The organism is Curtobacterium sp. JUb34 (assembly GCF_003755065.1).
In the GTDB taxonomy this organism is placed as follows: Bacteria; Actinomycetota; Actinomycetes; order Actinomycetales; family Microbacteriaceae; genus Curtobacterium.
In genome coordinates this window covers 316,756-342,779 of sequence record NZ_RJVH01000004.1, presented here as the reverse complement: position 1 = coordinate 342,779, position 26,024 = coordinate 316,756, and the positions used below count along the sequence as shown (strand labels likewise).

General features: G+C 72.5%; 26 protein-coding genes. 12 read left to right on the top strand and 14 right to left on the bottom strand.

Annotated elements, in window-relative coordinates; translation table 11 throughout:
* Positions 1-73: 73 nt before the first annotated feature.
* The gene (locus EDF63_RS15655) at positions 74-1,315 is read right to left on the bottom strand and encodes a hypothetical protein (RefSeq protein WP_123313917.1); all 1,242 of its coding nucleotides are present in this window, start codon (positions 1,313-1,315) and stop codon (positions 74-76) included.
* 206 nt (positions 1,316-1,521) lie between these two features.
* On the opposite strand from EDF63_RS15655, the gene EDF63_RS15650 reads away from it, so the two are divergent.
* Entirely contained in the window at positions 1,522-1,923 is a 402-nt protein-coding gene (locus EDF63_RS15650) for a RidA family protein (protein ID WP_123313916.1), read from the top strand.
* 24 nt (positions 1,924-1,947) lie between these two features.
* Here EDF63_RS15650 and EDF63_RS15645 read toward each other — a convergent pair whose 3' ends face one another.
* The 5 genes from EDF63_RS15645 to EDF63_RS15625 are packed head-to-tail and all read right to left on the bottom strand — an operon-like array spanning position 1,948 to position 7,309.
* A complete protein-coding gene (locus tag EDF63_RS15645; RefSeq protein ID WP_123313915.1) occupies positions 1,948-3,582 on the bottom strand; it encodes an amidohydrolase family protein in 1,635 nt (544 codons plus the stop codon).
* Positions 3,579-4,238, bottom strand: coding sequence for a bifunctional 4-hydroxy-2-oxoglutarate aldolase/2-dehydro-3-deoxy-phosphogluconate aldolase (locus EDF63_RS15640; protein ID WP_123313914.1), 660 nt, complete (start codon positions 4,236-4,238; stop codon positions 3,579-3,581). Before EDF63_RS15640 ends, EDF63_RS15645 begins: the two co-directional genes overlap by 4 nt.
* Before the next feature lie 40 nt (positions 4,239-4,278).
* A complete protein-coding gene (locus EDF63_RS15635; protein WP_123313913.1) occupies positions 4,279-5,256 on the bottom strand; it encodes a sugar kinase in 978 nt (325 codons plus the stop codon).
* Complete coding sequence (locus tag EDF63_RS15630; protein ID WP_123313912.1) at positions 5,253-6,098, bottom strand: IclR family transcriptional regulator; 846 nt, start codon at positions 6,096-6,098, stop codon at positions 5,253-5,255. Before EDF63_RS15630 ends, EDF63_RS15635 begins: the two co-directional genes overlap by 4 nt.
* On the bottom strand, positions 6,098-7,309 hold the full coding sequence (locus EDF63_RS15625; protein WP_185021462.1) for an alanine racemase: 1,212 nt from the start codon (positions 7,307-7,309) through the stop codon (positions 6,098-6,100). The genes EDF63_RS15630 and EDF63_RS15625 overlap by 1 nt, the downstream gene beginning before the upstream one ends.
* 160 nt (positions 7,310-7,469) lie before the next feature.
* Between EDF63_RS15625 and EDF63_RS15620 the strand changes: the two genes are divergently transcribed.
* Complete coding sequence (locus EDF63_RS15620; protein ID WP_221180573.1) at positions 7,470-8,879, top strand: MFS transporter; 1,410 nt, start codon at positions 7,470-7,472, stop codon at positions 8,877-8,879.
* 185 nt (positions 8,880-9,064) lie between these two features.
* Complete coding sequence (locus EDF63_RS15615; protein WP_123313909.1) at positions 9,065-9,841, top strand: endonuclease/exonuclease/phosphatase family protein; 777 nt, start codon at positions 9,065-9,067, stop codon at positions 9,839-9,841.
* A 484-nt stretch (positions 9,842-10,325) separates the two neighbouring features.
* Here EDF63_RS15615 and EDF63_RS15610 read toward each other — a convergent pair whose 3' ends face one another.
* From EDF63_RS15610 to EDF63_RS15600, 3 genes are read right to left on the bottom strand one after another with little or no spacing between them, the layout of a single operon-like run.
* Entirely contained in the window at positions 10,326-10,943 is a 618-nt protein-coding gene (locus tag EDF63_RS15610; RefSeq protein WP_123314086.1) for a methionine ABC transporter permease, read from the bottom strand.
* Between the two features lie 50 nt (positions 10,944-10,993).
* Positions 10,994-12,052: a methionine ABC transporter ATP-binding protein gene (locus EDF63_RS15605; RefSeq protein ID WP_123313908.1), complete on the bottom strand. Its 1,059-nt coding sequence runs from the start codon at positions 12,050-12,052 to the stop codon at positions 10,994-10,996.
* Entirely contained in the window at positions 12,052-13,005 is a 954-nt protein-coding gene (locus EDF63_RS15600; protein ID WP_123313907.1) for a MetQ/NlpA family ABC transporter substrate-binding protein, read from the bottom strand. The genes EDF63_RS15605 and EDF63_RS15600 overlap by 1 nt, the downstream gene beginning before the upstream one ends.
* Positions 13,006-13,151: 146 nt before the next feature.
* Here EDF63_RS15600 and EDF63_RS15595 point away from each other — a divergent pair, with 146 nt between their 5' ends.
* Complete coding sequence (locus tag EDF63_RS15595) at positions 13,152-13,646, top strand: 2'-5' RNA ligase family protein (protein WP_185021461.1); 495 nt, start codon at positions 13,152-13,154, stop codon at positions 13,644-13,646.
* A gap of 62 nt (positions 13,647-13,708) precedes the next feature.
* Here the strand turns inward: EDF63_RS15595 and EDF63_RS15590 are convergent, their stop codons facing one another.
* The 3 genes from EDF63_RS15590 to EDF63_RS15580 all read right to left on the bottom strand — a co-directional run bounded on the left by EDF63_RS15590 (position 13,709) and on the right by EDF63_RS15580 (position 16,893).
* Complete coding sequence (locus EDF63_RS15590; RefSeq protein ID WP_123313905.1) at positions 13,709-14,956, bottom strand: FAD-binding protein; 1,248 nt, start codon at positions 14,954-14,956, stop codon at positions 13,709-13,711.
* A 41-nt stretch (positions 14,957-14,997) separates the two neighbouring features.
* Positions 14,998-16,479: an MDR family MFS transporter gene (locus EDF63_RS15585; protein WP_123313904.1), complete on the bottom strand. Its 1,482-nt coding sequence runs from the start codon at positions 16,477-16,479 to the stop codon at positions 14,998-15,000.
* A 132-nt stretch (positions 16,480-16,611) separates the two neighbouring features.
* On the bottom strand, positions 16,612-16,893 hold the full coding sequence (locus tag EDF63_RS15580) for an acylphosphatase (protein ID WP_228511574.1): 282 nt from the start codon (positions 16,891-16,893) through the stop codon (positions 16,612-16,614).
* 166 nt (positions 16,894-17,059) lie between these two features.
* Here EDF63_RS15580 and EDF63_RS15575 point away from each other — a divergent pair, with 166 nt between their 5' ends.
* From EDF63_RS15575 to EDF63_RS18750, 7 genes are all read left to right on the top strand, one after another.
* On the top strand, positions 17,060-17,794 hold the full coding sequence (locus EDF63_RS15575) for an NrtR DNA-binding winged helix domain-containing protein (protein ID WP_123313903.1): 735 nt from the start codon (positions 17,060-17,062) through the stop codon (positions 17,792-17,794).
* Entirely contained in the window at positions 17,767-19,038 is a 1,272-nt protein-coding gene (gene nadA / locus EDF63_RS15570; RefSeq protein ID WP_123313902.1) for a quinolinate synthase NadA, read from the top strand. The genes EDF63_RS15575 and nadA overlap by 28 nt, the downstream gene beginning before the upstream one ends.
* Positions 19,039-19,132: 94 nt before the next feature.
* Positions 19,133-20,764: an L-aspartate oxidase gene (gene nadB, locus EDF63_RS15565; protein WP_123313901.1), complete on the top strand. Its 1,632-nt coding sequence runs from the start codon at positions 19,133-19,135 to the stop codon at positions 20,762-20,764.
* Entirely contained in the window at positions 20,761-21,639 is an 879-nt protein-coding gene (gene nadC, locus EDF63_RS15560; protein ID WP_123313900.1) for a carboxylating nicotinate-nucleotide diphosphorylase, read from the top strand. Before nadB ends, nadC begins: the two co-directional genes overlap by 4 nt.
* Before the next feature lie 2 nt (positions 21,640-21,641).
* The gene (locus EDF63_RS15555; RefSeq protein ID WP_123313899.1) at positions 21,642-22,823 is read left to right on the top strand and encodes a cysteine desulfurase family protein; all 1,182 of its coding nucleotides are present in this window, start codon (positions 21,642-21,644) and stop codon (positions 22,821-22,823) included.
* Between the two features lie 93 nt (positions 22,824-22,916).
* Entirely contained in the window at positions 22,917-23,180 is a 264-nt protein-coding gene (locus EDF63_RS15550) for a hypothetical protein (RefSeq protein WP_148061798.1), read from the top strand.
* Between the two features lie 223 nt (positions 23,181-23,403).
* Complete coding sequence (locus EDF63_RS18750; RefSeq protein ID WP_185021460.1) at positions 23,404-23,694, top strand: hypothetical protein; 291 nt, start codon at positions 23,404-23,406, stop codon at positions 23,692-23,694.
* Here the strand turns inward: EDF63_RS18750 and EDF63_RS15540 are convergent.
* Positions 23,654-24,154 carry an MSMEG_6728 family protein gene (locus EDF63_RS15540; protein ID WP_123313896.1) on the bottom strand — a complete coding sequence of 167 codons (501 nt, stop codon included), beginning with the start codon at positions 24,152-24,154 and terminating at the stop codon, positions 23,654-23,656. The genes EDF63_RS18750 and EDF63_RS15540 overlap by 41 nt on opposite strands.
* An 88-nt stretch (positions 24,155-24,242) precedes the next feature.
* Between EDF63_RS15540 and EDF63_RS15535 the strand changes: the two genes are divergently transcribed.
* The gene (locus EDF63_RS15535) at positions 24,243-24,839 is read left to right on the top strand and encodes an NAD(P)H-dependent oxidoreductase (RefSeq protein WP_185021459.1); all 597 of its coding nucleotides are present in this window, start codon (positions 24,243-24,245) and stop codon (positions 24,837-24,839) included.
* 117 nt (positions 24,840-24,956) lie between these two features.
* Here EDF63_RS15535 and EDF63_RS15530 read toward each other — a convergent pair whose 3' ends face one another.
* A complete protein-coding gene (locus EDF63_RS15530) occupies positions 24,957-26,009 on the bottom strand; it encodes a Gfo/Idh/MocA family protein (protein ID WP_123313894.1) in 1,053 nt (350 codons plus the stop codon).
* Positions 26,010-26,024 lie beyond the last annotated feature (15 nt).

Below are 26,024 nucleotides of genomic sequence, written 5' to 3'. Positions count from 1 at the left end.
GAACCCGTTGTCGTGCGACAGCAGGTTCGTCGTTCCGCGTCGGAACCGCCGCCAGAGCTGCCGTCGGCGACCGCTACGGGGGCCCGAGCAGCCAGAGCACCGCGACGAGCACCGGCTGCCCGGCCAGCGCCGCGGTGACGAACGTCCACCGCATCCAGGGCTTCGCGACGAGCTCCGGCGAGCCGAACAACGGCGCCAGGGGCATCAGCAGCCGCGGGGTCGAGGCCATCGGCAGCGACACCGCGAAGATGTACAGCGCGTACGCGGCCGAGTACAGCACGGTCGTCGACCCGAGCCGCTTCGTCGACCGGCGGAGCAGCCAGATCGGGAACCCGACCAGCAGGAACACGACGATGAGGATCCCGCCGACGCCGAGCCAGCGCCCCGCGATGAGGAACCACGGCGACAGCGGCACGAAGTCCACGCGGCCGATGAAGTTCACCCACCAGGACATCTCGGTCTCGAGGTAGGCGTTCGGCGTCCCCGTCACGTGCGACGCGATGACGGGCCACGCGAGTCCCGCCGCGACCATCACGACGCCTGCGGCGACGACCTGCACCTGTTCACGGAGCGGGAACGTGTCGAGTACGCGCCCGGTCTCACGGCGCGCCCGGACCCACCGCACCAGGGCGATGACCCCGAGCACGAGCGGGACGGCCAACGCACCCGGACGGGTGAAGGCGGCGGCGACCCCGAGCACGGTGAGCAGCCCGTACCGCCGACGTTCCAGGGCCAGCAGCGCGCCGAACGTGAGCGCGAGGAACATGCTCTCCGCGTAGCCGACCTGCAGCAGGAACGACAGCGGACCGCACGTGAAGAAGAAGACCGCCCACATCGCCGCGGCGTTGCCCGCACGGTCACGGACGAGACGGTGCAGCAGGTAGGTCGCCAGCAGGCCGGCGAGGACGGAGATGAGCGGTGCGCCGACGGTGAACGGCAGCCCGGTCGAGGCCGTGAGCATCCGGATCGTGAACGGGAAGGCCGGCAGGAAGGCCCAGGCGTTCTGGGCCACGTTGCCGAGCGCGTCGACCGGCAGCACGTCGGGGTAGCCGTGCAACGAGATCTGCTCGTAGTACTGCCCGTCCCAGGCGGTGAGGAACGCCGTGAAGCCGTGCTCGTTGCCCCAGATGGCGTTGTCCGGCATCGCCCTGCCGATGAGCGGGTACGCGAGCGCCAGCCAGAGCGTCGACACGATCCGGCCGCCGGTCCAGACGAGCAGCACGGCCGCCCACGCCGGCAGGGAGGTGACGGTGTCGAGTGCGCGGCGCCGTCCGCTCGCGGCGGTCCCGGTGACCGCGCCGTCCAGCCGGCTCACGCGCGCGCTCGGCGGCGTTCGGGCAGGGAGGACGGCACCCGGCCAGGGTAGTCGCCCTCCACCTGGGTGATCGGTGCGGCACCCCGGACGGGAGGCACGCCCCGCGTTCTGCAGTGCGGAAAGCGTCGGTCGCGTGGTCGGCACCACCGCACGGCCTCCGCCTAGCCTGGAGTCTCCGCCGACGACCGACGAACCCAGGAGCAACCGTGCCGAACCCCACCGCGCCGAAGACCGCCATCGTGACCGACGACGCCCCGAAGCCCGCCGGACCCTACAGCCAGGGCATCGTCGCCAACGGCTTCATCTACACCGCCGGGTTCGGCCCGCAGGACCCCGCCACCGGCGCGATCGCCGACGACGTGGCCGGACAGACCGCCCAGGTGCTGGCCAACGTCGCAGCGGTCCTCGCCGAGCACGGTGCCACGCTCGACGACGTCGTGAAGTCCACGGTGCACCTCGAGCACTCCGACCGCGACTTCCCGGCCTTCAACGAGGAGTACGCGAAGCACTTCTCGCAGCCGTACCCGGTCCGCACGACCGTGCAGTCGCACCTGGCGAACATCCTGGTCGAGATCGACGTCGTCGCGGTGCTGCCCAGCGCCTCGTGACGACCGGGCAGGCTGTGTGAAGCCTCACCGGCCCCCGGTGCCTGCTGCTCCCTGCTCGTGGTCGATCCGACCCGGACAGCGGCGCAGCCCGGCGCCGGGGGTCGCGTGCGTCAGGCCGCCGTCGACGAGCACGGGGGCGCCGGCGACGAGGACGTCGTCGATGCCCTCGGCCAGGCGCATCGGTTCGTCGTAGCTCGACCGCGCCGCCACCCGATCGGGATCGACGACCACCAGGTCCGCGACCGCCCCGACCGCCACCGTGCCGCGTCGTCCGAGCCCGAGTCGCTCGACGGCGGTCGTCGACAGGTGCCGGGAGGCCTCGCACCACGTCAGGAGCCCGGTGCGCGCGAAGTCCTGCAGGTAGCGCGCGAACGTGCCGTACGCCCGGGGGTGCGGGTGCGTGCCCACGAAGATGCCGTCGGACCCGGCCGTGTGCCCGGGCAGCCGGAAGAGCGGCGCGAGGTCGTCGGCGGTCCGGGGTCGGGGCACGCGCATCACGGCGGTGACCTGCAGCGCCGAGTCGACCAGGACGTCGAGCGCCAGGTCGACCGGATCCGTCCCGGTGGCCTCGGCGGCGTCGGCCAGGGTCCGTCCCTGCAGCGCGTGGAACTCGGCGGCGGGCACGTGCGACAGCGTGATCTGCTCGGCCCACCCGGTGCCGAGGTCGGCGCGGGACAGCACGCGGTCGAGCACGGCGGCACGGACCGCGGCGCGCCCCCCGTCGTCGGCGATCGCGTGGGCGAGGTCCTCGGTGCCGGGCCGGGCGAGGGCCGCGGGCAGGAGCAGCATCGACAGGATCGTGCAGCCGCGCGAGTACGGGTAGGCGTCGAACGACATCGGGGCGCCCTCGGCCTCGAGTGCGGCGAGTGCGGTCACCGCGAGGTCGACGGGGGCGTGCAGGTGGGAGACGTGCGCCCGGACACCCGACCCACGCACGATGGCGGCGATCTCGTCGAGGCCTGCGCGGGCGTTGCCCTCGTAGCCACCGCGCATGTGCGAGACGTACAGGCCGTCGACGGCGGCGACCTCGGTGCAGAGCGCGGTGAGCTCGGCGGTGTCGGCGAACAGGCCGGGGACGTAGTCGAGACCCGTCGCCAGACCGACCGCTCCGTCCGCGAGGCCGTCGCGCACGAGCTCGCGCATCGCCGCCAGCTGTGCGCTGTCCGCCGGCCCCGGGTCGTCGCCCATGACCTGGTGACGGACCGTGCCGGCGGGGACGAGCGTCGCGACGTTGATCGGGGTGGTGCCGTCGTAGGTCGTCAGCAGCCCGTCGACCCCGCCACCCCGGTACGACGGGTGGGGGCCGTCGATGGCGGCGAAGTACGTGTCGGCGTACGAACCGTCGCCAGGGGCCGGCCCGACACCGTCCTGTCCGGTCACGATCGTGGTCACGCCCTGCCGCAGGAGCGCGAGCTGCACCCCCTCGTCGAACACGAGCGAACCGGCGTGCGAGTGCGCGTCGACGAAGCCCGGCAGCACCAGTCGGCCGTCGCAGTCGATCACGTGCGCGTCGACGGGGGCGTCCAGGTCCGGGCCGAGGGCGCGGATCACGGCGTCGGCGACGAGGACGTCGGCGCGCACCGGAGCGCCGTCCACGCCGAGCACTGCCCCGCCGCGCAGCAGGACCGGACCGCCGGTCGTGCTCCCCGGGACGGTCATCGGTCGAGCGCCGCGACGAGGCGGCCGGCCCGCGCTCGCAGGGCGTCGAGGTCGCCCGAGGTCAACGCATCGCCGACGAGCGGGGAGCCGAGCCCGACGGCGACCGCGCCGGCGGCCAGGTAGTCCGGGGCGTCGTCGACACCGATGCCGCCGGTCGGGATGACGTCGACGAAGTCGAGTGGCGCCAGGACCTGCCGCAGGAACGCGGGGCCGCCGAGCTGCGCCGCCGGGAACACCTTCACCGCACGGGCGCCGAGCTGCCAGGCGCGGACGATCTCGGTCGGGGTCGCGGCGCCCGGGTACCACCCGAGGCCGCGCTCGTGCGCCCGCTCACCGAGTTCGGCGTCGAGGTGCGGGCTCACCGCGAACGAGGCTCCGGCCGCGGCGGCCTCGTCGAGCTGGCGGACGTCGAGCACGGTGCCGACGCCGATCGACGCCGCGGAACCGTACCGCTCGACCGCCCAGGCGATGCCCTCGCGCCACCGCGGGGTGTTCGTGGTGATCTCGATGGCCGTCACGCCGGACTCGACCAGCGTGGCGACGACGGCCTCGACGTGGTCGCCGGTGCCGCCGCGGAGGATCGCGATCGCCGGACCGGCCTGGTGGCGGTGCCGCGCACCGGCGTGCTGCTCGGTGCTCGTGGTGTCGTTCGTCATGGTGCGCTTCCTCGAGTGGTGGTTTGCGGCGGGCACGGCGTCAACGGTCGACGCGGTCGTGCACGGCGTGGTCGGTGTCCGACGGGTCCGGAGCGTGGTGCAGTGCCTCGGGGTCCGGGCGGCGCCAGTCGCTCTCGACGGTGCAGGCGAGTGCGCCGGCGTCGGCGGCTCGGTCGAGTGCCTCGGCAGCGTCCGCTCCGCCGAGGCTCGCCGCGAGCCACCCCGCGACGAAGGCGTCACCGGCACCGACCGGGTCGACGACGCGCACCGGGGTCGCGCGTCGCCGGAGGAACTCGCCGTCGATCGACGCCACCGCGCCGCGGGAGCCGAGCTTCACGACCGCGCGGCCCCGTCCCAGTGCGGCGAGCTCGTGCGCGAGCGATTCCTCGTCGTCGTCCTGCTCGTCACGGCCGAGCACGAGCCGTGCCTCGTCGTCCCCGGCGAAGACCACCGCGGAACGGGCGGCGACGGCCCGGTACCGGTCACGTGCAGCGTCGGCGCCGATGAGCTTCGGCCGGTGGTTGACGTCGAAGGACACCGGCACGCCGGCGGCGGACGCCCGGTCGAGGGCCGCCGTCACGGTGTCCCGCGCGGACTCGGAGAGCGCGAGGGTGATGCCCGTGACGTGCACGAGCGCCGCCGTCTCGACGATGCTGCCGGGCAGGTCGGTCGCCGTCAACGCCGACCCGGCCGAACCCCGGCGGTGGTAGGTGACCCGCGTGCGGCCGTCGAGCAGCCGCTCCTTCATCATGATGCCGGTGGAGCGTTCGGCGTCCGGGACGGCGAGCACTTCGACGCCTTCGTTCCCGATGTCGGCGGTGACCCGGTCGCCGGCGGGGTCCGTGCCGACCCGACCGAGCCACGTGGCCGGCACCCCGGCGCGGACCAGACCGATCGCGACGTTGCTCTCGGCTCCGCCGGTGTCGACCCGCATGTGCTCCAGGTCCGGCACCGCACCGACGTCGCGTCCGGTCAGGAGCAGCATCGTCTCGCCGAACGTCAGCACCGAGCCGGTCACCGGGCACTCCGCGCGAGTGCGAGCTGCGCCGACGAGGACCCCAGCGCGACCGAGATCTCGTGTGCGGTCCGCACGACGCCGTCGCCGAGTTCGCGGACCGCGGCAGCGGGGAACCGCGACGCGAGCCCCGAGATGCTCATCGCGCCGACCACCTGGTTCGCGTGGTCGAACACCGGGGCGGCGACGCACCGGATGTCCGGTTCGTTCTCGCGGTCGTCGATGCCGTACCCGCGACCGTGTGTGCGGTCGACCTCGTGCCGCCAGCGGTCGTCGTCGGTGATGGTGTGCTCCGTCATGACCTGGGCCGGTTCGGCGAGCACGCGGTCGAGCAGCTCCGGTTCGCCGAACGCGACGATCGCCTTGCCGGAGGCGGTGTTCCGCATGGGCAGGCGGTTGCCGATGCGCGACCCCATCCGCACCGTGCCGCGGGTCTCGACCTTGTCGACGTAGACGATGTCGGTGCCGTCCGGCACCACGAGGTGGCACGTCAGCCCGGTCTGCTCCGCGGTCCGGCGCAGGAACGGTGCGGCGGCGGAGCGCAGGTCGATGCCCTCGAGGTAGCTCTGCCCGAGCAGCAGGGCGCCGAGCCCGAGCGTGAACCCGGCGTCCGGGGTGCGGCGCAGCAGGTCGTTCTCGAGCATCGGGGCGGTCAGCCGGAGCACCGTCGACTTCGACGTGCCGAGCTCGTCGGCCAGCACGGACAGGCTCACGGACACCGCGCCGCTGCGGGTGCGGTCCGCGATGCAGTCGAGCAGGCGGAGCCCGCGGCGCAGCGACAGCGCAGCGTTGCGCGCGGGTCCGTCGCCGTCCGTCGGCACCGGGACAGCCGTGGTCGCGCGCATCAGAACCACGTCGCGATCGTCCGGAGCACGGTGTCGTCGTCGGCGAGCACGTGCACCTGCCGCCACTTGTCGAACACCGTGCAGGGGTGCGAGATGCCGAACACGACGACGTCGCCGGGCGTGAGCTCGGGGGCCCCGTCCGCCAGCGCGAGGTAGCAGTGCTGGTCGTCGAGGCGGGTGACGGTGACCGCCCCGGATGGTGGGACGACCTGCGCGGCGCCCGCCGTGCCTCCTGGCCGGACCGCCCGCACGACCGGCAGCCCTTCGTCGAAGGAGATGTCGCGCTTCCCGACCGCGACGAGGGCGAGCCCCGGCTCGGGGCAGGACGTGACGCGTCCCCACACCTCGATCGCGGCGACGAGCGATCCCTCGGCCGGGTGCCGGCCGAACGGCGTGCGCTCGGCGTAGAAGCCGTCGTCGTGGGTCAGGTAGGCACCCGAACGCAGCAGTACGTCGAGGTCGTCCGTGCGTCGTGCCACGGCGTCGACGACGGCGTCGAACCAGGCGCTGCCGCCCATGCTGAGGAGCCCGCGACCGTCGACGAGCCCGCGGACGTCCTCGGCGACGTCGAGCACGCCGTCGACGTACTCGCGCGCAGCGTCGACGCCGGGCAGCCCGCCTTCGTACCCGGAGACACCGCGGAGCGCGAGCCCGGCGTCGTGGACGAGGCGCGCGAGGGCACGCGCGTCGTCAGGGGAGCGGACCCCGGTGCGGCCGCCCGGGAACCCGAGTTCGACCAGGACGTGCAGCTCGCCGCCGACGGCCCCCTGTGCGGCGACCGCGGCGGCGACACCCGCTGCGGAGTCGACGGAGCAGAGGACGTCGGCGTCCGGGTCGACCGTGCGCCGGGACGCGAGCCAGGCGAGGCCCGCGGGGTCGAGGACCTCGTTCGCGACGAGGATGCGGTGCACGCCGTGCTCCCACGCGACCATCGCCTGCTGGACGGACGCGACCGTGACGCCCCAGGCCCCGGCGTCGATCTGCCGCGCGGCGAGGTCCGGCGCCATGTGGGTCTTCATGTGCGGTGCGAACAGCAGGTCGTGGCGGTCGACGTAGGCCTGCATGACGGCGGTGTTGTTCGCCAGGGCGGACTCGCGCAGGGTCATCACCGGCAGGTGGGCGTGGTCGAGGACGTGGTGCGGCGCGCTCGCTGCCGGATCCCAGGCGCCCTTCGTGGTCACGGTCCCGGTCGTCGTGTCGGCGTCGGTCATCGGTGTGCCTCCTGTCGTCGCGCTGCCCCCACGCTCCCGCTCGGCGGACCGCCGGGGCAACGCGCTGGTGCGCATCATTCTGCAATGCACAACCAGGCGGCGGAAGCTCGCGACGCGGATCGTCGCGTGACGCCGCGGTGGGCATAGCCTTTGACGCGACATGGCGACGATGACGACGACACCCAGACGACGGACGGGCAGCACGGCGGTCGCCGTGCTCGTGGCGGGCACCTTCTTCATGGAGCTCCTCGACGGCACGATCCTGGCGACCGCAGCACCGGCGATGGGACGCGACCTCGGCGTCGACTCCGCCGCCGTCGGCGTCGCGATCACCGCCTACCTGGTCACACTGGCGGTCTTCATCCCCGTCTCGGGCTGGCTCACCGACCGGATCGGATCCCGCACGGTCTTCGCGGGCGCGATCGCCCTCTTCACGATCGCGTCGGCGCTGTGTGCGATGTCGACCGGCCTCGTCGACCTGACGCTCTGGCGCATCCTGCAGGGGCTCGGCGGTGCGCTCATGGTGCCCGTCGGCCGGCTCGTGGTGCTGCGGAGCGCCGGCCGCGAGCAGCTCGTCACGGCCATCGCGATCCTGACCTGGCCGGCGCTGGCCGCGCCGATCATCGCCCCGTTCATCGGCGGCGTGCTCGTCGACACCCTCACGTGGCACTGGATCTTCCTGATCAACATCCCGCTCGGCGTCATCGCGTTCGTCGCCGCGCTCGTGCTCGTCCCGCAGGAGCGCGCGGCGCAGCGCGTGCCGTTCGACTGGTTCGGGTCGTTGCTGGCGTGCTTCGGCCTCGGGTCGCTCGTCGTGATGGCGTCCCTGCTCGCGCTCGACGTCATCCCGGTCCTGGCCGCCATCGTGTCCGGCGTCGTCGGAGCCGTCTGCTGCTGGTTCGCGATCCGGCACTTCCGCCGGGCACCGCACCCGATCATGGGGCTCGAGGCGTTCCGGCTCGAGACCTTCCGGGTGTCGCACGCCGGCGGCAGCCTGTTCCGGCTGGCGGTCTCCGCGGTGCCGTTCGTGCTCCCGCTGCTGTTCCAGGACGCCTGGGGCTGGAGTGCCGTGCTCGCCGGGTCCGCCGTGCTGTGGGTCTTCGTCGGCAACCTCGGCATCAAGCCGATGACGACCCCGTTCCTGCGCTGGTTCGGGTACCGCCCGGTGATCATCGTGTCGAGTGCCGTCGCGGCGCTGACCGTCGTCGCGATGGCGTTCATGACCGAGGACACCCCGTTCTGGCTGCTGGCCGTCCTGCTCGTCGTCAGCGGAGCCGCCCGTTCCGTCGGGTTCACGGCGTACAACACCATCGCCTTCGCCGACGTCGAGCAGGCCGACATGACCCCCGCGAACACCCTCTCGTCGACGCTGCAGCAGACCGCCGCCGGCTTCGGCGTCGCCGTCGCCGCGGTCGTCATCCGTGCGGCCGGTGGGCTCGGAGGCGACGGCCCGTACACCGTCGCGTTCTGGGTCATCGCGGCGCTGCTCGCCGTCGCGTGCGTCGAGGGCATCCTGATGAGCCGCACAGCGGGGGACACCGTCCGCCCCGCCCGCCGGGTCCGCGCCTGATCCGTCCCACACCGCGCGGCGCTGCCGGTTCCGCGCGGCCGCGCGCACGCCCCGCGGGGCTGTCCGTTTCCGTCACGGTCACACGCGCGAAACCCGACAGGCGTTACAGTCTCAGCATCCGTTTGCGAACGCCGAGTACCGTTGCCGCGGCAGGGTGACCCGGACCACCCGGACAGGAAGGCAGCATGGCCGCGCCAGAACAGCAGAGCACGATCGCCACCGACGCAGGCGTGCCGCCCACTGCCCTCCGGGTCGTCAGCTACAACCTCCGCGAGCACACCGCGAACGGTGAACTCGCCGCCCTGGCCGAGGCCTCCGACGCCGACGTCATCTGCGTGCAGGAGTGCGACAGCAACGACCTGGCGCCGTCGATCGGCGGGCTCTCCCTCGCCGCGTCGACCCGTACGAACCGCCTCGGACTCGCCATCTACAAGCGCGACGACCGCTTCGAGGTGCAGGACTTCAGCATCCACTCGCTGCAGAAGTCCCTGCACGACCGGGTCCTCGCGCCCGCGCACGAGCGGCTCATTGCCATGCACCTGCGCGACAACGAGGCCGACGCCGAGGTCGTCGTCGCCTCGTTCCACGCCTCACCGCTGACCGCGACGAACTCCCTGCGCCGCAAGCAGATCGAGGCGGCGCACCAGTTCCTGCGCGAGCTGGCGAAGGACGTCCCCGCCGTCATGGTCGGCGACTTCAACTACCCCTGGTTCCAGACGAACCTGCGTCGCAAGATCGAACAGCACGGCTTCGCGCTGTCGCTCTCCGACCAGCCGACCTACCTGCGCTACCGCAAGTTCACGGGGCACTTCGACTTCGCGACGAGCGTCGGGCTGCACATCGCCGGGGTCGAGACCCTCCCGGCGGGCATCTCCGACCACCGTCCGATCCTGGTGCGCGCGCACTACGAGCACCCCGGAGCGACCGGCACCGTCGAGACCGTCGAGTCCCCGGCCGCCTGACCAGGCCCGGCCCGGCCCGGCCCGGCTCGCCCCAGCCTGCTTGCCCCCGAGGTTCCAAAATCTCGGAATCTCGGCGCTCGCAGCGGGCGTTCGTGGAACCTCGGCGGATCGCGTGCGGCGAGTCGTGGAACCTCGGCGAGCCGGGACCGGGCGGGGACGGCATCGAGCGGCGACCAGAACCCGTCCCGTCCGGGCCGCCCGGCCCGCTGCCCGACACTCCGAGATTTCGGAACCTCGAGGGCCCCAGCGTGCGTTCGTGGAACCGAGGCGGATCGCTCGCGGCGCGTCGTGGAACCTCGGCGGATCGCGTGCGGCGAGTCGTGGGCGCTGTCGACCGCTCGGCGGACGACGCGGGGCGCGCCCGCAACGCGGCAACGCACTGGAGGCCCGGTGCCGGTTCCAGGAACCGGCACCGGGCCTCCAGGCAGTCACGTCCACGGCACGTGCCGAGCTCGCAGCACGCGCCGCGCGGGGCGCGCCCGCGTCAGCGACGCAGGGTCGCGCGCGCCAACCGGTTGCCGACGAACTGGCCGAGCTGCACGATGACGACGATCGCTGCCACCGACACGTAGACGATCCACCAGTCGTACCGCTGCGAGCCGTAGGTGATCGCGTACTCGCCGAGTCCTCCGCCACCGATCAACGCACCCTGCGCCGTCATGTCGACGATGCCGATGTAGATGAAGGTGTAGCCGAGGATGAGCGGCCCGAGGCCCTCCGGGATGAGGACGGTCAGCAGGATCGAGACCGGGTGTGCGCCCGACGCCCGCGCCGCCTCGACGACGCCGGGGTCCACCGCGAGCAGGTTCTGCTCGACGATGCGCGACACCGCGAAGGCCGCTGCCAGCGAGATCGCGAACGTCACCGCGGGGACGCCGATGGTGGTCTGCACCACGACGCGGGACAGCGGGGCGATCGCGGCGAGGAAGATCACGAACGGGATCGGCCGGACCAGGTTCACGACGACGTTGATGATCGTGTACGCGGTGCGGTTGCCGAGCAGGTTGCCCGGTCGGGTCGCGTAGAGCAGCAGTCCGAGGGCGAGTCCGATGATCCCGGCGATGACGAGCGACACGAGCGACATCACGATGGTGTCGCGCATGGCGGCCAGGAAGACGTCGAACGTGTCGATCACGCTCTGGAACGAGTTGTTCACGCGGCTGCCTCCTCGTCGGTCGTGACCCCGTCGGCGCGCAGGGCGGCGACGGCGCGGTCGACGGCGTCGGGCGCACCAGCACCAGCAACCCCGCCGGCGGTCAGCTCGTAGGTGAGCGACCCGATCCGACGCTCGCGGATCTCGCCGACCCCGCCGTAGACGAGCTCGGCGGTGACCCCGGCGGACCGGAACACGGCGTCGATCCGATTCTGCAGCCCGGCCTCGTCGGTGATCTGCACGGTCACCAGGCGCCCGGGGTGCCGTTCGCGCAGGCGAGCGAGCGTGTCCGGAGACGGGCGGTCGTGCAGCGCGGTGCGGACGAACCGCTGCGCAGCACCCGTCTTCGGGGCGGAGAACACGTCGTAGACGTCCCCGACCTCGACGACGCGTCCCTGCTCCATCACGGCGACGCGGTCGGCGATCTGGCGGACGGCGTCCATCTCGTGCGTGATGACGATGATGGTGACGCCGAGTTCCTTGTTCACGCGGCGGAGCAGCCCGAGGACCTCGGAGGTGGTCTCCGGGTCCAGGGCGCTGGTGGCCTCGTCGGCGAGCAGCAGGTCGGGTGACGCTGCGAGCGCGCGGGCGATCCCGACGCGCTGCTTCTGCCCACCGGACAGCTGCTCCGGGTAGGCGTGGGCGCGCTCGAGGAGCCCGACGAAGTCGAGCAGTTCCGCGACGCGACGGTCGCGTTCGTCCTTCGGCACGCCGGCGACCTTGAGCGGGTACGCGACGTTGCCGGCGATGGTGCGGGACCGGAACAGGTTGAACTGCTGGAAGATCATCCCGATGTTGCGGCGCGCCAGACGGCGGTCCCGCTCGGGGATCGCCGTCAGTTCCTTGCCGGCCACGGTGACGGTCCCGGAGCTGGGGAGCTCGAGTGCGTTCACCAGCCTGACCAGGGTGGACTTGCCGGCACCGGAGTACCCGATGACGCCGAGGACCTCTCCCTGGTGCACGTCCAGGGAGACGTCCTCGACGGCCACCACGGTCTCGCCGGTGTCGGCGCGGCGGTAGTGCTTCGAGACGCCGCGGAGTTCGACGAGGACCGGCACTACTCCGCTGCCGCCTTCGCGTCCGACTCGACCGTCGCGAGCTCCTTCTGCAGCGAGGCCGCGCTCTCGTCGCTCGGGACGGCGTCCGGGTAGTCCTTCGCGAAGACCTTCTGCACGGCGTCGTCCTGGAACAACTCCGCCAGGTCGAGGTACGTCTTGTTGTCCTTGTCGGCGTCGCGGACGGCGAAGACGTTCACGTACGGGGCGGCCGAGGCGCTCTTCGGGTCGTCCTGGAAGATCGCGTCCTTGGTGTCGAGACCGGCCGAGGTGGCGTAGTTCACGTTGACGATCGCTCCCTCGACGGAACCCTGCTGCAGGGCGTTGGCGGTCTGCGAGGCGTCGAGCGTCTGCACGTCGACCTTGTGCGAGGTGATGTCGGCGGTCGTCGAGAAGGCGTTGCCGCCGTCCTTGAGCTCGAGCAGGTCAGCGGCCTGCAGGACCAGGAGCGCACGCGCCTCGTTGATGGCGTCGTTCGGGATCGCGACCTTCGCGCCGTCCTCGAAGTCGGCGACGTCGGAGACCTTCGTCGAGTAGAGCGGCAGCGGGTAGACGGCCGTCGCGCCGATCGGCTGCAGATCGTCGTCCGAGGTGACGTTGTAGTTCGCCAGGTACTGGATGTGCTGGAACTGGTTGATGTCGATCTGCTCGTCCTTGAGCGCAGGGTTCGGCAGCGAGTAGTCCGAGAAGTTCTGGAGCTTCACGGTGACGTTGAGCTGCTCCTTGGCGGCCTTCACGTACGTGTTCCAGTACGGCAGCGACTTGTCCGAGACACCGATGGTGACGGTCTTCGGCGCAGCGTCACCGGCGGCAGCGCCACCGCTGTCGCCACCGGAGCGCACGACTCCGACGATGACGGCGACGACGATCGCCACGACGACGATGACGGCGGCGATGATCCAGCCGATCGGGCGCTTGCCCTTCGGCTTCTCGGGCAGTGCGGGGGCTGCGGACATGCTGGTGCTCCTCGTGGGCCGTGCTGTGCGGGGGAGCCGCGGTGGTCCGCGGCGTGGAGTCGAGTGTGACGGGAGCGAGTCCACGGTGCGAGTTCCGTTCCGCCGTGTTACATCGCCGTCACGGGGTCCCTTGGTTCACTCGGTACGTGCGCAGCATCGAACTCGTCCTCGACGGCCCCTCGGACGCAGTGGTCCGGGCGCTCTGGCAGACCCTCGTCGCCGCGGAGCTGCCGAGCCTCGGCCACTCGGGCACGAACGACCCGCACGTCACGCTCGTGGCCGGCGAGGCCCTGCCCGTCCCGACGGACCTCGACGTCGCGGTGCCCGAGACCGTGCGCGTCGCCGGCGTCCTGCTCTTCCCCGCCGGCCCCGGTCGACACGTGCTCGGGCTCGGTGTGGTCGTCGACGAGTCACTTGCCCGCTTCCACCGTGCGCTCGACGCCGCCGCTCCGGGATCGCTCGACTCGTCGCGACCCGGCCACTGGGCGCCGCACGTCACCCTCGCTCGGCGCATCCGCGACGTCGACCTGCCCGCGGCGCTCCGCGTCCTGGCCGCGGACGCACCCCTGCCCGAGGTGCTCGCCGTGGGCGGTCTCCGCCACTGGGACGGGGATGCGAAGGTGGTCACCCGCCTGCAGTGAGGGCCGTGGCGGACCGGCACCGGGCCTCCCGGAGCGCAGCAGGGCTGGACGGGAGGCGCGGGTCAGGCCCGCAGGACCCGCTCGCCGAACGCGGATGCGAACGTCCGGTCCGGGTCGGCTCGTGCGATCAGGTCGCGGACGTCCGCCACCCGTGGGTACAGCTCCGCGATCGCGTCGCCGTCGAGCGAGCTCATCTTCCCCCAGTGCGGTCGCCCGTCGAACGGCGCCAGCCGCGCCTCGAGGTCGGGCAGCAGCGCGGCGACCGCCTCCGGGTGCTTCTGCCAGGTGAACGCGATGCAGAGCACGTCCTCGCCCTGGGTCGGGCTCAACCAGAGCTCGTCGGCGGCCATCGTCCGGAGCTCGCACACGTGCAGGTGCGGCTGGATGCGGCCAGCCAGCCCGCGCAGCGCGTCGAGTGCCGCCGCTGCGTGCCGGAGTGGGACGAAGTGCTCGCTCTGCACCTCGGACCCGTGGCTCGGTACGGACTCGATCGGGAAGTGCGGCAGCCGGTCCCACCACGGTCCCACCGAGCCGTCACGCGCCGTGTGGTGGCCGTCGCCGGAGGAGCCGGGCAGCCGGGGTGCGCCGAACAGGTCGTCCGGCACGGGGACGTCGTCGGCACCGGCGGGCACCCGGGACTTCACGAGTGCCTCGCTGACCTCGTCGCCGAACACCGTGTAGGCGCACACCGAGTACCCGGCGGCGTGGACCTCGGCGACGTGGTCGGTGAACGTGCTCCACGGGAACGGCCCGTACGAGTCCTGTCGCATCCGGTACGTGGGCTCGAGGTCGAGCGTGACGCGGGTCACGATGCCGAACAGCCCGAGGTGCAGGACGGTGCCGGGGAACGCCGGGTCCGAGCGGTCGACGGTCCGCAGCGAACCGTCGGAGCCGAGCAGTTCGAGGGACCGGACCGCGGTGGTGAGCGAGCCGAGGGTGGTGCCGGAGCCGTGGGTGCCGGTGGCGACCGCGCCGCCGACGGAGATGTGCGGGAGCGACCCCATGTTGTGCAGCGCGAACCCGGCGCGGTCGAGGTCGGGGGCGACGTCGCCGTAGCGGGTGCCGGCGCCGAGCGTCGCGGTCCGCCGGTCGGGGTCGACGACCAGGTCGGTCGGGATGGCGGTCAGGTCGAGCAGGACCCCCGGGGCGTCGGCGGAGTCGTTGAACGAGTGCCGCGTGCCGAGTCCGTGCACCCGGGGGGAGCGGGCGACGACCTCGGCTGCCTCGTCGATCGAGGCCGGACGCACGACCCGCTCGGCCGTGTAGGTGACCGTGCCGGACCAGTTCAGTTCGCTCGCCGTCGACCGCATGCCGCCCACGATGCCACGAGGACCCGTGGGCGGCACCGCGGTCAGTGCACGGGCTGGGGCGTCGGCGCGCCCTCGGGCACCGCCGGACGGGTGACGAAGACCGACGCCAGGATGCCGAACAGCGAGATCACCGCGCCGACCAGGAACGCGGTCTTCACGCCGGAGGCAGTCGCAGCGGCCACGGCGTCCGCCCCGGCACCGGTCGCTGCGGTGGCGGCGCCGATCGTGAGCAGGGTGACGAACAGGGCGGTGCCGGCGGCTCCGGCGAGCTGCTGCGCCGTGCCGAGGACGGCGCTGCCGTGCGAGTAGAGCTTCGGGGGGAGTCCGCCGAGCGCCGCCGTGAACAGCGGGGTGAAGGTGAGCGCCAGGCCGATGCTCAGCACGACGTGCGCCCCGAGGACGAACCACACGCTGGTGTCCACGCCGACCGTGGAGAGCGCCCAGAGCACCGCGCTGACGATGATCGAGCCGGGGATGAGCAGTACGCGCGGGCCGCGACGGTCGTAGATGCGCCCGACGATGGGGGAGAGGAGCCCCATGAGCAGCCCGCCGGGGAGCAGCAGCAGTCCGACGTTCAGGACCTCGAGCCCGAGCACGCGCTCCAGGTAGATCGGCAGCAGGATGAGCGTGCCGAACATCGCCATGAAGCTCAGCGCCATCGCGACGATCGGGACGGTGAAGCCGCGGGTCTGGAAGGTGCGCAGGTCGAGCAGGGCGCTGTCGGTGCGCTGCAGGCGGGTCTGCCGGACGATGAACAGCGCCAGGGCGACGGCACCGACGACGAGCGCGGTGACCGGGACGAACAGGCCGGTGGTGCCGGCCTCGCCGATGCTGGACAGGCCGTAGACGATCCCACCGAAGGCGAACGCCGACAGGATCACCGAGAACACGTCGAGCGGTGCCCTGCGGGGCGTCGAGACGTTGCGGACCTTCACCATGCCGAGGATGAGCGCGGCGATCGCGATCGGCAGGACGAAGCCGAACAGCCAGCGCCACGAGAACGCGTTGAGGATGAGCCCGGAGATCGTCGGGCCGATGGCCGGCGCGACCGAGATGACGATCGAGATGTTGCCCATGATGCGGCCGCGGTGGGCCGGGTCGACGAGGGTGAGCACGGTCGTCATCAGGAGCGGCATCATGATCGCGGTGCCGCTCGCCTGGACGATGCGTCCGACGAGCAGCAGCGTGAACCCCGGTGCGAGCAGGGCGATCAGGGTGCCGGCCGAGAACAGGCCCATCGCCCAGACGAACACCGGCCGGGTGTTGAACCGCTGCAGCAGGAACCCGGTGATCGGGATGACGACCGCCATCGTGAGCAGGAAGCCGGTGGTCAGCCACTGCCCCGTCGCCGCACTGATGCCGAGGTCGTCCATCAGTCGCGGCAGGGCCACGCCCATGATCGTCTCGTTGAGGATGACGACGAACGCGGAGACGAGCAGCAGCCCGATCACGAGTCGGGTCTCGGCAGCGGTCGGTTGCGAGACGCTTCCCGTGCGGGGGGCGGAATCGACGGCCTGGGTCATGCGGGAGCTCCTGGTGGATCACGACTGGTGGAACGAGGTGGCGCGGAACGCGCAGACAGGGCAACCGCCTGAGTGGATTCGATTATTCCGCTTCGCGCCGACATCCGCAGGTGGACGGTCGGCGCGACCGGGTCAGTGCAGGATCGCGAACCCGTCGGCGTCGCCGTGCGGCACGACGGGCCGGAGCTCGACGTCGGTCACGGTGGCCGACGGTGGTCCGCTCCGCAGGCACTCCATCAGCGTCTCCACGGCGACCGACGGCCCCTCGGCCTCGACCTCGACGGTGCCGTCCCAGAGGTTCCTGGCGTACCCGACGAGGTCGAGCCCGTCGGCCTTCCGTGCGGTCCAGTACCGGAAGCCGACCCCCTGGACGGTCCCCGACACCACGGCATGCATCCTCGTCACCGTCGTCATGAGCCTCACCGTATCCACGCGGGGCGTCCCGGAGTTTTCGGCCGCGTGACGATCTGTTTCCGGTTCGTGACGACCGGCGACCCCCGAGGGGCGCGGCACAGCGTCCAGCAGTGATAGTGTCATCGCAACCCGAACACTTCGGGTCAACATGACACGAAGGTCCAGCATGGACGAAGCAGGCATCCGCGTCGCGGTCTCGACCGTGATCGTCGCGCTGCGCCCGCACCCCGACACCGGAGCGCCGGCGCTGTGGATGCCGCTGGTGCGCCGGATCGCCGAGCCGTTCGAGGGGTCGTGGGCGCTGCCCGGCGGCTGGGTCGGCGTCGACGAGGGCCTCGAGGACTCCGCCGCCGCCCGCCTGCGCGAGACGACGAACGTCCAGCCGCGGTACCTCGAGCAGCTCTACGCGTTCGGCGACGTCGGACGCTCCCCGAGCCGGGTCGTGTCGATCGTGTACTGGGCGCTCGTGCACCCCGACGAAGCGAACGTGGTGCCGGACGACTGGAACGTCCGCTGGTTCCTCGCCGACGAGCACCCGCCGCTCGCCTTCGACCACGACCGCATCGTCGAGTACGCGCTCTGGCGGCTCCGCACCAAGATGTCGTACTCCCGCATCGCCCAGGCCTTCCTGGGGGACCGGTTCACCCTCGCCGAGCTGCGCGGGGTGTACGAGGCGGTGCTCGGGCGCGCGCTCGACCCCGCGAACTTCCGTCGGCAGGTCGAGAAGACGGACGCGATCCTGCCGACCGACGAGACCACGAGCGGGGGTCGGCACCGTCCGGCCCGGCTGTACCGCTCGAACCCCGACCTGGCCTACGCGGACAACGGCCCGCTGCAGCAGGGCACACCACCGCAGAACCGACAGGAACCACCGTGTCCATCGCGACGACCATCGAACTGATCTCGAACGGCAAGGCCGCCGGCAGCACCTGCACGCCCGACCTCGCCGTGCCCACGTGGGACTTCGACTCCCGGCCCGGGTACGGCCCGGGCTCGTCGATGACCGACGTCATCCCGACGAGCGCACCGCGGCAGGGCGTGCTGCCGGACGAGTACAAGACCGCGCCGACCGACGAGTTGCACGAGCGCATCGAGCGAGCGAAGGCCACGCTCGGCGACCGGGTCGTCGTCCTCGGGCACTTCTACCAGCGCGACGAGGTCGTCCGGCACGCGGACTTCCTCGGCGACTCGTTCCAGCTCGCCAACGCGGCGCTGACGAAGCCCGACGCCGAGGCCATCGTGTTCTGCGGCGTGCACTTCATGGCCGAGACCGCCGACATCCTGGCCCGCGACGACCAGCGCGTCATCCTGCCGAACCTGGCCGCGGGCTGCTCGATGGCGGACATGGCCGACATCGACAGCGTCGAGGCCGCCTGGGCCGAGCTCACCGCGGTCTACGGCACGGAGCCCGACGCCGACGGCCGGGTGCCCGTCATCCCCGTCACCTACATGAACTCCGCCGCCGACCTCAAGGCCTTCTGCGGGCGCAACGGCGGCATCGTCTGCACCAGCTCGAACGCCGCGACGGTGCTCGAGTGGGCGTTCGAGCGCGGGCAGCGCGTGCTCTTCTTCCCGGACCAGCACCTCGGCCGCAACACCGCCAAGGCCATGGGGATCAGCACCGACCTGATGCCGATGTGGAACCCCAGGAAGCCCCTCGGCGGCAACGAGACGAGTGACCTCGAAGCGGCGAAGGTCATCCTCTGGCACGGCTTCTGCTCGGTGCACCGTCGCTTCACCGTGGACCAGATCGAGCAGGCCCGACGCGAGCACCCCGGCGTGCAGGTCATCGTGCACCCGGAGTGCCCGATGGCGGTCGTCGACGCCGCCGACCACGCCGGCAGCACGGACCTGATCCGGAAGACCGTCGCCGCGGCCACCGAGCCGACCACGTTCGCGATCGGCACCGAGATCAACATGGTGAACCGGCTCGCCGCCGAGTACCCGCAGCACACGATCTTCTGCCTCGACCCGGTCGTCTGCCCGTGCTCGACGATGTACCGGATCCACCCGGGCTACCTCGCCTGGGTGCTCGAGGCACTGGTCCGCGGCGAGGTCCTCAACGAGATCGTCGTGCCCGCCGACGTCCAGGCCGACGCGAAGGTCGCGCTCGAGCGCATGCTCGCGGCCAAGCCCCGCGACTGAGCCCCGAGCCCCGAGAGCCCCGAGAGCCCCGAGAGCCCCGAGAGCCCCGAGCCTGAGCCCCGAACCCGAACCCGAACGACCGAGGGAGACCACCGTGCACGTCGTCATCGTCGGCTCCGGCATCGCCGGGCTGACCGCAGCGATCCGTGCCAGCGCCGTCCACGACGTCACCCTGGTGACGAAGGGCGCGCTCGCCGACAGCGCCACCGCGTACGCCCAGGGTGGCGTCGCGGTGGCACTCGGCGCCGACGACTCGGCGGCACTGCACCAGGCCGACACCCACGTCGCGGCCGCCGGCAGCGCCGATGCCCGCGCCGTCGAGGTGCTCTGCACCGACGGCCCCGCCAGGGTCCGCGACCTGCTCGCCCTCGGGGTGCCGTTCGACCGCTCGACCGACCCGTCGTCCCTCGACCGGTACGGCGACGACCTGGCCCGCGGGCGCGAGGCCGCGCACGGCCGCTGGCGCGTCGTGCACGCCGACGGCGACGCGACCGGAGCGGCGATCGAGCGCACCCTCATCGACGCCCTGCACCGTCGACACGTCACGATCCTCGAGCGCACCTGCCTCACCGACCTGGTCGTCCGGGACGGCGCCGTCGTCGGGGTCGACGTCCTCGACCTGCTCGGTGAACCCCGACGGATCGACGCCGACGCCGTCGTGATCGCCTCCGGGGGAGCGGGACACCTGTACCGCGAGACGACCAACCCGCTGGTCGCGACGGGGGACGGCGTCGCTGCAGCGTGGCGTGCCGGGGCGGTCGTCGCGGACCTGGAGTTCGTCCAGTTCCACCCGACCCGGCTCGCGGTGCCGGACGGCGGGCTCGTCTCCGAGGCCGTCCGCGGTGAGGGTGCCGTCCTCCGCGACGCGCGCGGACGCCGCTTCATGACGGCGGTGCACCCCGACGCCGAGCTCGCCCCGCGGGACGTCGTCGCCCGCGGCATCGCCGCCGCCGTCCGCGACCAGGGTGGCGCGCCCGTGCTCCTCGACGCCACCGGACTCGGCGCGGACTTCCTGACCGGACGCTTCCCCGGCCTCACCCGGGCCACCCGCGCAGCCGGCTTCGACTGGACCCGACAGGGCGTCCCGGTGTCCCCGGCGGCCCACTACTCGATGGGCGGCATCGCCACCGACGCCGAGGGACGCACGAGCCTCCCGGGGCTCCTGGCGATCGGCGAGGCCGCCTGCACCGGGGTCCACGGCGCGAACCGACTGGCCTCGAACTCCCTGCTCGAGGGACTCGTCTTCGCGGTCCGCGCAGCGGACGCGGTCGCCGCACCGCGACCCGGCCTGCTCCGCCTGCGCGGGGACGCCGGTCTCCACGTGACCAGCGTGCCCCGAGCGGCCGACGCGATCAGCGCCTCCCGTCAGACCTGGCCAGGAGGCCCGGATCACCGCGACCCGACCACCGACGTCCGGCAGGCGGTCCAGACCGTCATGACGGAGCGCGTCGGTCTGCTGCGTGACGCGACCGGACTGGCGAGCGCCCGGCGCGACCTCGACGCGCTCACCGCGCCCGCCACCGGCGGCGTGCGCGAGCACGAGGACCGCGCCCTGCTCGACCTGGCGCGGCTGGTCGCACTCGCCGCCGAGACCCGCACCGAATCCCGCGGTGCCCACGCCCGTACCGACCACCCCGACACCGATCCCGCAGCCCCGGCCTCGTACGCCTGGGTCGCCGAACCCGTCGCCGAACGCGCCGCCGTCCCCCAGGAGGTCCCCGCATGACCATCGACCCCGGCACCATCCCGCCGCACGCCCTGCGCCGTGTCATCGAGACCGCGCTCGAGGAGGACGCGCCCTGGGGCGACGTCACCAGCGAGACCCTCATCCCGGCCGAGGCGACCGCGACGGCGACGCTCGCCGCGCGCGAACCCGGCGTGCTGAGCGGCGGGACGGTCTTCGTGGCGGTGATGCACGCGGTCGACCCGTCGATCCGCGCGACCCTGCACGCCGCCGAGGGGTCCGCGTTCGCCGCGGGCGACACGCTCGCCACCGTGACGGGATCGGCCCGTGCCGTCCTCCGTGCCGAGCGGGTGGCGCTCAACCTCGTGCAGCGCATGTCCGGCATCGCCACCGTCACGGCGGCGCACGTCGCCGCTGCCGCGGGCACCACAGCGCGGATCGTCGACACCCGGAAGACCACACCGGGGCTCCGCGCGCTCGAGCGGTACGCCGTGCGCTGCGGCGGCGGGCACAACCACCGCACCTCGTTGTCCGACGCCGTGCTCGCGAAGGACAACCACCTGGCCGTGCTGCTCGCCGGCGGGATCGGCATCGGCGACGCGATCGTCGCAGCGCGGCAGCGCCTCGGGCACACCGTGCACGTCGAGGTCGAGGTGGACCGCATCGACCAGATCGAGCCCGTCGTCGCGGCGGGGGTCGACACGATCATGCTCGACAACTTCACGCCGGACGAGCTCGAGACGGGTGTCGGCATCGTCGCGGGTCGTGCCCTCGTCGAGGCCTCGGGCGGGGTGTCCCTCGACACCGTCGCGGCCATCGCGGCGACCGGGGTCGACGTCATCTCGGTCGGGGCGCTCACGCACTCGGCCCGAGCGCTCGACCTCGGGCTCGACATCGCGGTGACAGCCGGGGACTGATCGTGTTCTACCTGGACCGGGCGGCCACCACCCCCGTCCGCCGCGAGGTCCTCGAGGCGATGTGGCCGTACCTGACCGGGGTGTTCGGCAACCCGTCGTCGACGCACGGCGTCGGGGACGACGCCGCGCGCGGGCTCGCGGCCGCGCGGGCGACCGTCGCGGGCGTGCTCGGCTGCCGGCCGGCCGAGGTCGTCTTCACCACGGGCGGGACGGAGGGCGCGAACACCGCGATCAAGGGGATCGCACTCGCCGCCCCGCGCGGACGCCACGTCGTCACGAGTGCGATCGAGCACGAGGCCGTGCTCGAGAGCTGCGCGTACCTGGCGCGGTTCCACGACTTCGAGGTCACGGTCCTCCCGGTCGCGCCGGACGGCCTCGTCGACCCGTCGGTGCTGCGCGCGGCGCTCCGGCCGGACACGACGCTCGTGTCGATCGCGCACGCCGACAACGAGGTCGGGACCGTGCAGGACGTCTCCGCGCTCGCCGCGGTCGCCCACACGGTCGGCGCCCGGTTCCACACCGACGCCGTGCAGTCCGCTCCGTGGCTGCCGGTCGGGCTCGACGTGCTCGGGGTCGACGCGCTGTCACTGTCCGGGCACAAGCTCGGGGCTCCGAAGGGGACCGGGGTGCTCCTGGTCCGCTCGGGGGTCCCCGTCGAACCCCTGCTGCACGGCGGCGGACAGGAGCGGGGCCGACGCTCCGGCACCGAGGACGTCGCCGGGGCGGTGGCGGTCGCGACGGCGCTCGGGTTGGTGGGTGCCGGTGGTGCTGCTGCTGCCTCTGGTGGTGCTGCTGCTGCCTCTGGTGCTGCTGCTGCCTCCGCCACCGCGACGACCGTCCGTGACGCCGTGCTCGACGGGGTGCTCGCCGCCGTGCCCGGGGCGTTCGTGACCGGCTCGCGCGAGCACCGGCTGCCCGGGCACGCGTCGTTCTGCTTCCCCGGGGTCAACGGCGAGACGGTGTTGCTCGAACTGGAGCAGCGCGACGTCGTGTCGTCGTCCGGCAGCGCCTGCGCCGCCGGCAGCACGGAGGCGTCGCACGTGCTCACCGCGCTCGGGATCCCGGACGAGGTCGCTCGGACCGCGCTGCGACTCACCTTCGACGGTTCCCTCGGCGTCGAGGACGTGCCGGTCGTCGTCGGCGCGGTCGCGGACGCCGTGGCGACGGTCCGCGCACTCGGCTGAGGGGTTGCACCTGGGGTGTACTAGACGTTCTACTCCATGAGTGGGGTCGTGTCCCCCCTTATGCGGACACAGAATCTGCGCCAGAGTGTCCACATGGCAAACGTGGTGATGACCCGGACACGACAGGACGACCGCTTCCGAGCGGTGCAGCTCCTGCCCGCGCCGGCGACCCTCGTCGCGCTCGCCCTGGCCGCGCAGCACGACCTCGGCACCGCCCCCCTCGGGCTGATCGCCGCCGTCGGAGCCCTCGCGACGGTCGGGAGTGCCCTGCTCCCCATGATCCGACCCGCTGCCGCTCGATCGATGCCCGCACCGATCGAGACGGACCGGTACCGAGAGGACACCGAACACCCTTGAGGTCCGACACCGCCCGGCTCCTCCAGCGACCCGGACGGTGCCCCAGACCGGATGTCGATACCCCTGATCGACATCCGGAGCGGGGCGCGACGTTCCCCCTGTCGTCGCGTCCCGCCGCACACCGCGACCCGCCGTGGGCCGACGTCGACCCCCTGAACGACGTCAGTTCCCCTGCAGCCCACGGCGGGCTCCCGGTGTCTCCCGCTCCCGCTACCGTCGGGGCATGCCCTCGTACCGCGTGACCCTGGCGATCGGCGCGCTCGCCGCCGGCACCACCCCCGACGCCGTCCTGCCCGCTGCGGCCCGGCTGGTCGCCGAGCACGCCGTGGTCGAGGCCCAGGACGTCCGTCTGCTGCGTGGTGTGCCGTGCGCGGTCGTCCGGTTCGAGTCCGAGGACGACGCCACCGCCGTGGTCGTGCGCGACGCGACCGTGCACGGCCTCCGCGACGTCGTCGAGATCCGGTCCGACGTCGTCACGCGCCGCGACGGTGCGCGGTGGATCCCGGTGGCGTGACGGCCGCCGCGCTGCCCGGTGTGCCCGGCCAGACGTAGTCCAGGTCGTCGGGTGCGTCCGGGAACAGCTCGCGGTAGTGCTCCGGTGCCTTCTGCACCAGCTTCGAGCGGTGCGACTCGTGCAGGGCGTCGTCGTCGTTCCACGGCGGGATCGGGACCTCGCCACGCTCGTACGCCGCCAGGTCCTCCGGCACCCGCCCGAGGTCCAGCAGCGTCTTCTCCAGGCACGTGTCCACGTGCCCGCGCTCGAGCCAGACGCGGCACGTCGCTTCCTGGTACGCCATCAGCGCCGGGCGGTAGCCGCGCCACATCGCGGTGACCGGGTGGTGCTGCCAGCCGTACCCCGGCAGCGTCAGGGCCCGCATCACCTGCAGGGTCTCGACGCGCTGCTTGCCGAGACGCCGGTCGTCGAGGACCTCGGCAGAGGCCCGGAAGTCGGCGTACGGCAAGAACGTCTGCATGCCGCGGACGGTACCCGCGAGCTCTGGCACCCGACACATGTCGTCACACGCCGACCGCCCCGGTGGCAGGCGTGTGAGCATCGACCGCATGAGTGGAGAACTGGTCGTCGGTGTCAGCGGTAGCCCATCGGACCCCTCGCGGACGTCCACCCTGGTCGCCGCCACAGTGGCTCGGCTCGGGCAGGAGATCGAGGGTGCCCGCACCGAGACCGTCGAGATCGGCCCGCTGCTGGCCGACCTCGGTGCCGCGTCGTCGCGGGAGGCGATGTCCGACCGCACCCGGGCGGCACTCGAGACCGTCGAGGCCGCGGACGTGCTCGTCGTCGGCAGCCCGGCGTTCCGCGCCGCCTACTCGGGCGCGTTCAAGCTGTTCTTCGACTGGATCGGGCAGTACGACCTCGTCGACACCCCGGTCCTGCTGACCGCCACGGGTGGCAGTGACCGCCACGCCCTGCTCGTCGAGCACCAGATGCGGCCGCTGTTCGGCTTCTTCCAGTCCACGACGCTGCCGATCGGGGTGTTCGGCAACGAGCGCGACTTCACGAAGCGCGAGGGCGGCTACGACATCGGCAACGTCGACCTCGAGCTCCGCATCGACCAGGCCGTGCGCCGGGCGATCCCGATCATCCGCGGCGGCTTCGCCACGGCCGGCCTGACCGAGGTGCGGCGCCCCGCCGACTTCTGAGCCGGAACGGCGGCCGCCGTCCGCGCGTTCCTGGTCGATTCGGGCATACCTGGCCTGAAGTTCTCGCCAGGTACGCCCGATTCGACCTTGTAGCGCAGATGTCGTGGGAAAGAACGCCTACGGGGCGGGGACGGTGACCGTCTCGCCCGACGCCGCCGACCGGCGCGCCGCATCGAGCACCTCGACCACGTGCACCGCGTCGTCGACGGGCACCGGTACCGGGCCGAGCCCGCGGACGGCACGCGCGAACCGCTCGTAGTAGTCCGTGTAGGAGCTCTGGGCCGACGGGACGTCGACCGTGCCGGACTCCGTCGTGAGGGTCCCCGACGAGGGTTCGACTCCCCAGGTCGACCGGTCGTCGGCGGGTGATGCGCCCGCCACCGCTGCCCGTGCCTGCACGTCGGTGCTCGTGGCCTCGTACGTGCCGTCGACACCGTCGAGGCGGAGCTGCCGTGCGCCCAGCCACCCGGCCTTGTTCGACGTCAGGACGGACTCGACGCCGGACACGTGCGTCGCTGCGAGCGTGAAGCCGGCGTCGATCGGGCCGTCCTGGTCGAGGCCGAGCGAGCGGGCATCGCGGACGTCGAGCGTGCAGGACACCCGGTCGATCGGTCCGAACAACGACACGGCCTGGTCGACCAGGTGCGATCCGATGTCGGAGAGCACGCCGCCGCCGATCCCCGTCGCGATGCCGTGCCGCTCGACCAGGTCGAAGCGGGACCAGAAGCGCAGCGGTGTCCCGACCCGTCCGGCGTCCAGCACGCTCCGGAGGGTGACGAGGTCGGTGTCCCACCGGCGGTTGTGGAAGGGCGTGACCACGACGTCGGCGTCGGCCGCGGCCTGCCGGATGGCACGCGCGGTGGCCGGGTCCGGGGCGAACGGCTTGTCCGCGACGACGGCGACCCCGGCGGCGATCGCCTGCAGGACGAGTTCGCGCCGGGTGGACGGGGGAGTGGTGACGACGACGGCGTCGACGCCCGCGGCGATCAGGTCACCGAGGGAGTCGTGCACGGTGACGCCGGGCAGGTCGGTCGCCAGCTGCTCGTGCTTCGCGGGCGAGCGGGCGACGACGCCGACGAGGTCGACGCCTGCAGCGTCCAGCAGGAACGGACGGTGGAACGCTCGCCCCCCGATGCCGTAGCCGACGAGCCCGATGCGCACCTTGTCCATACATGCAACCTAGCG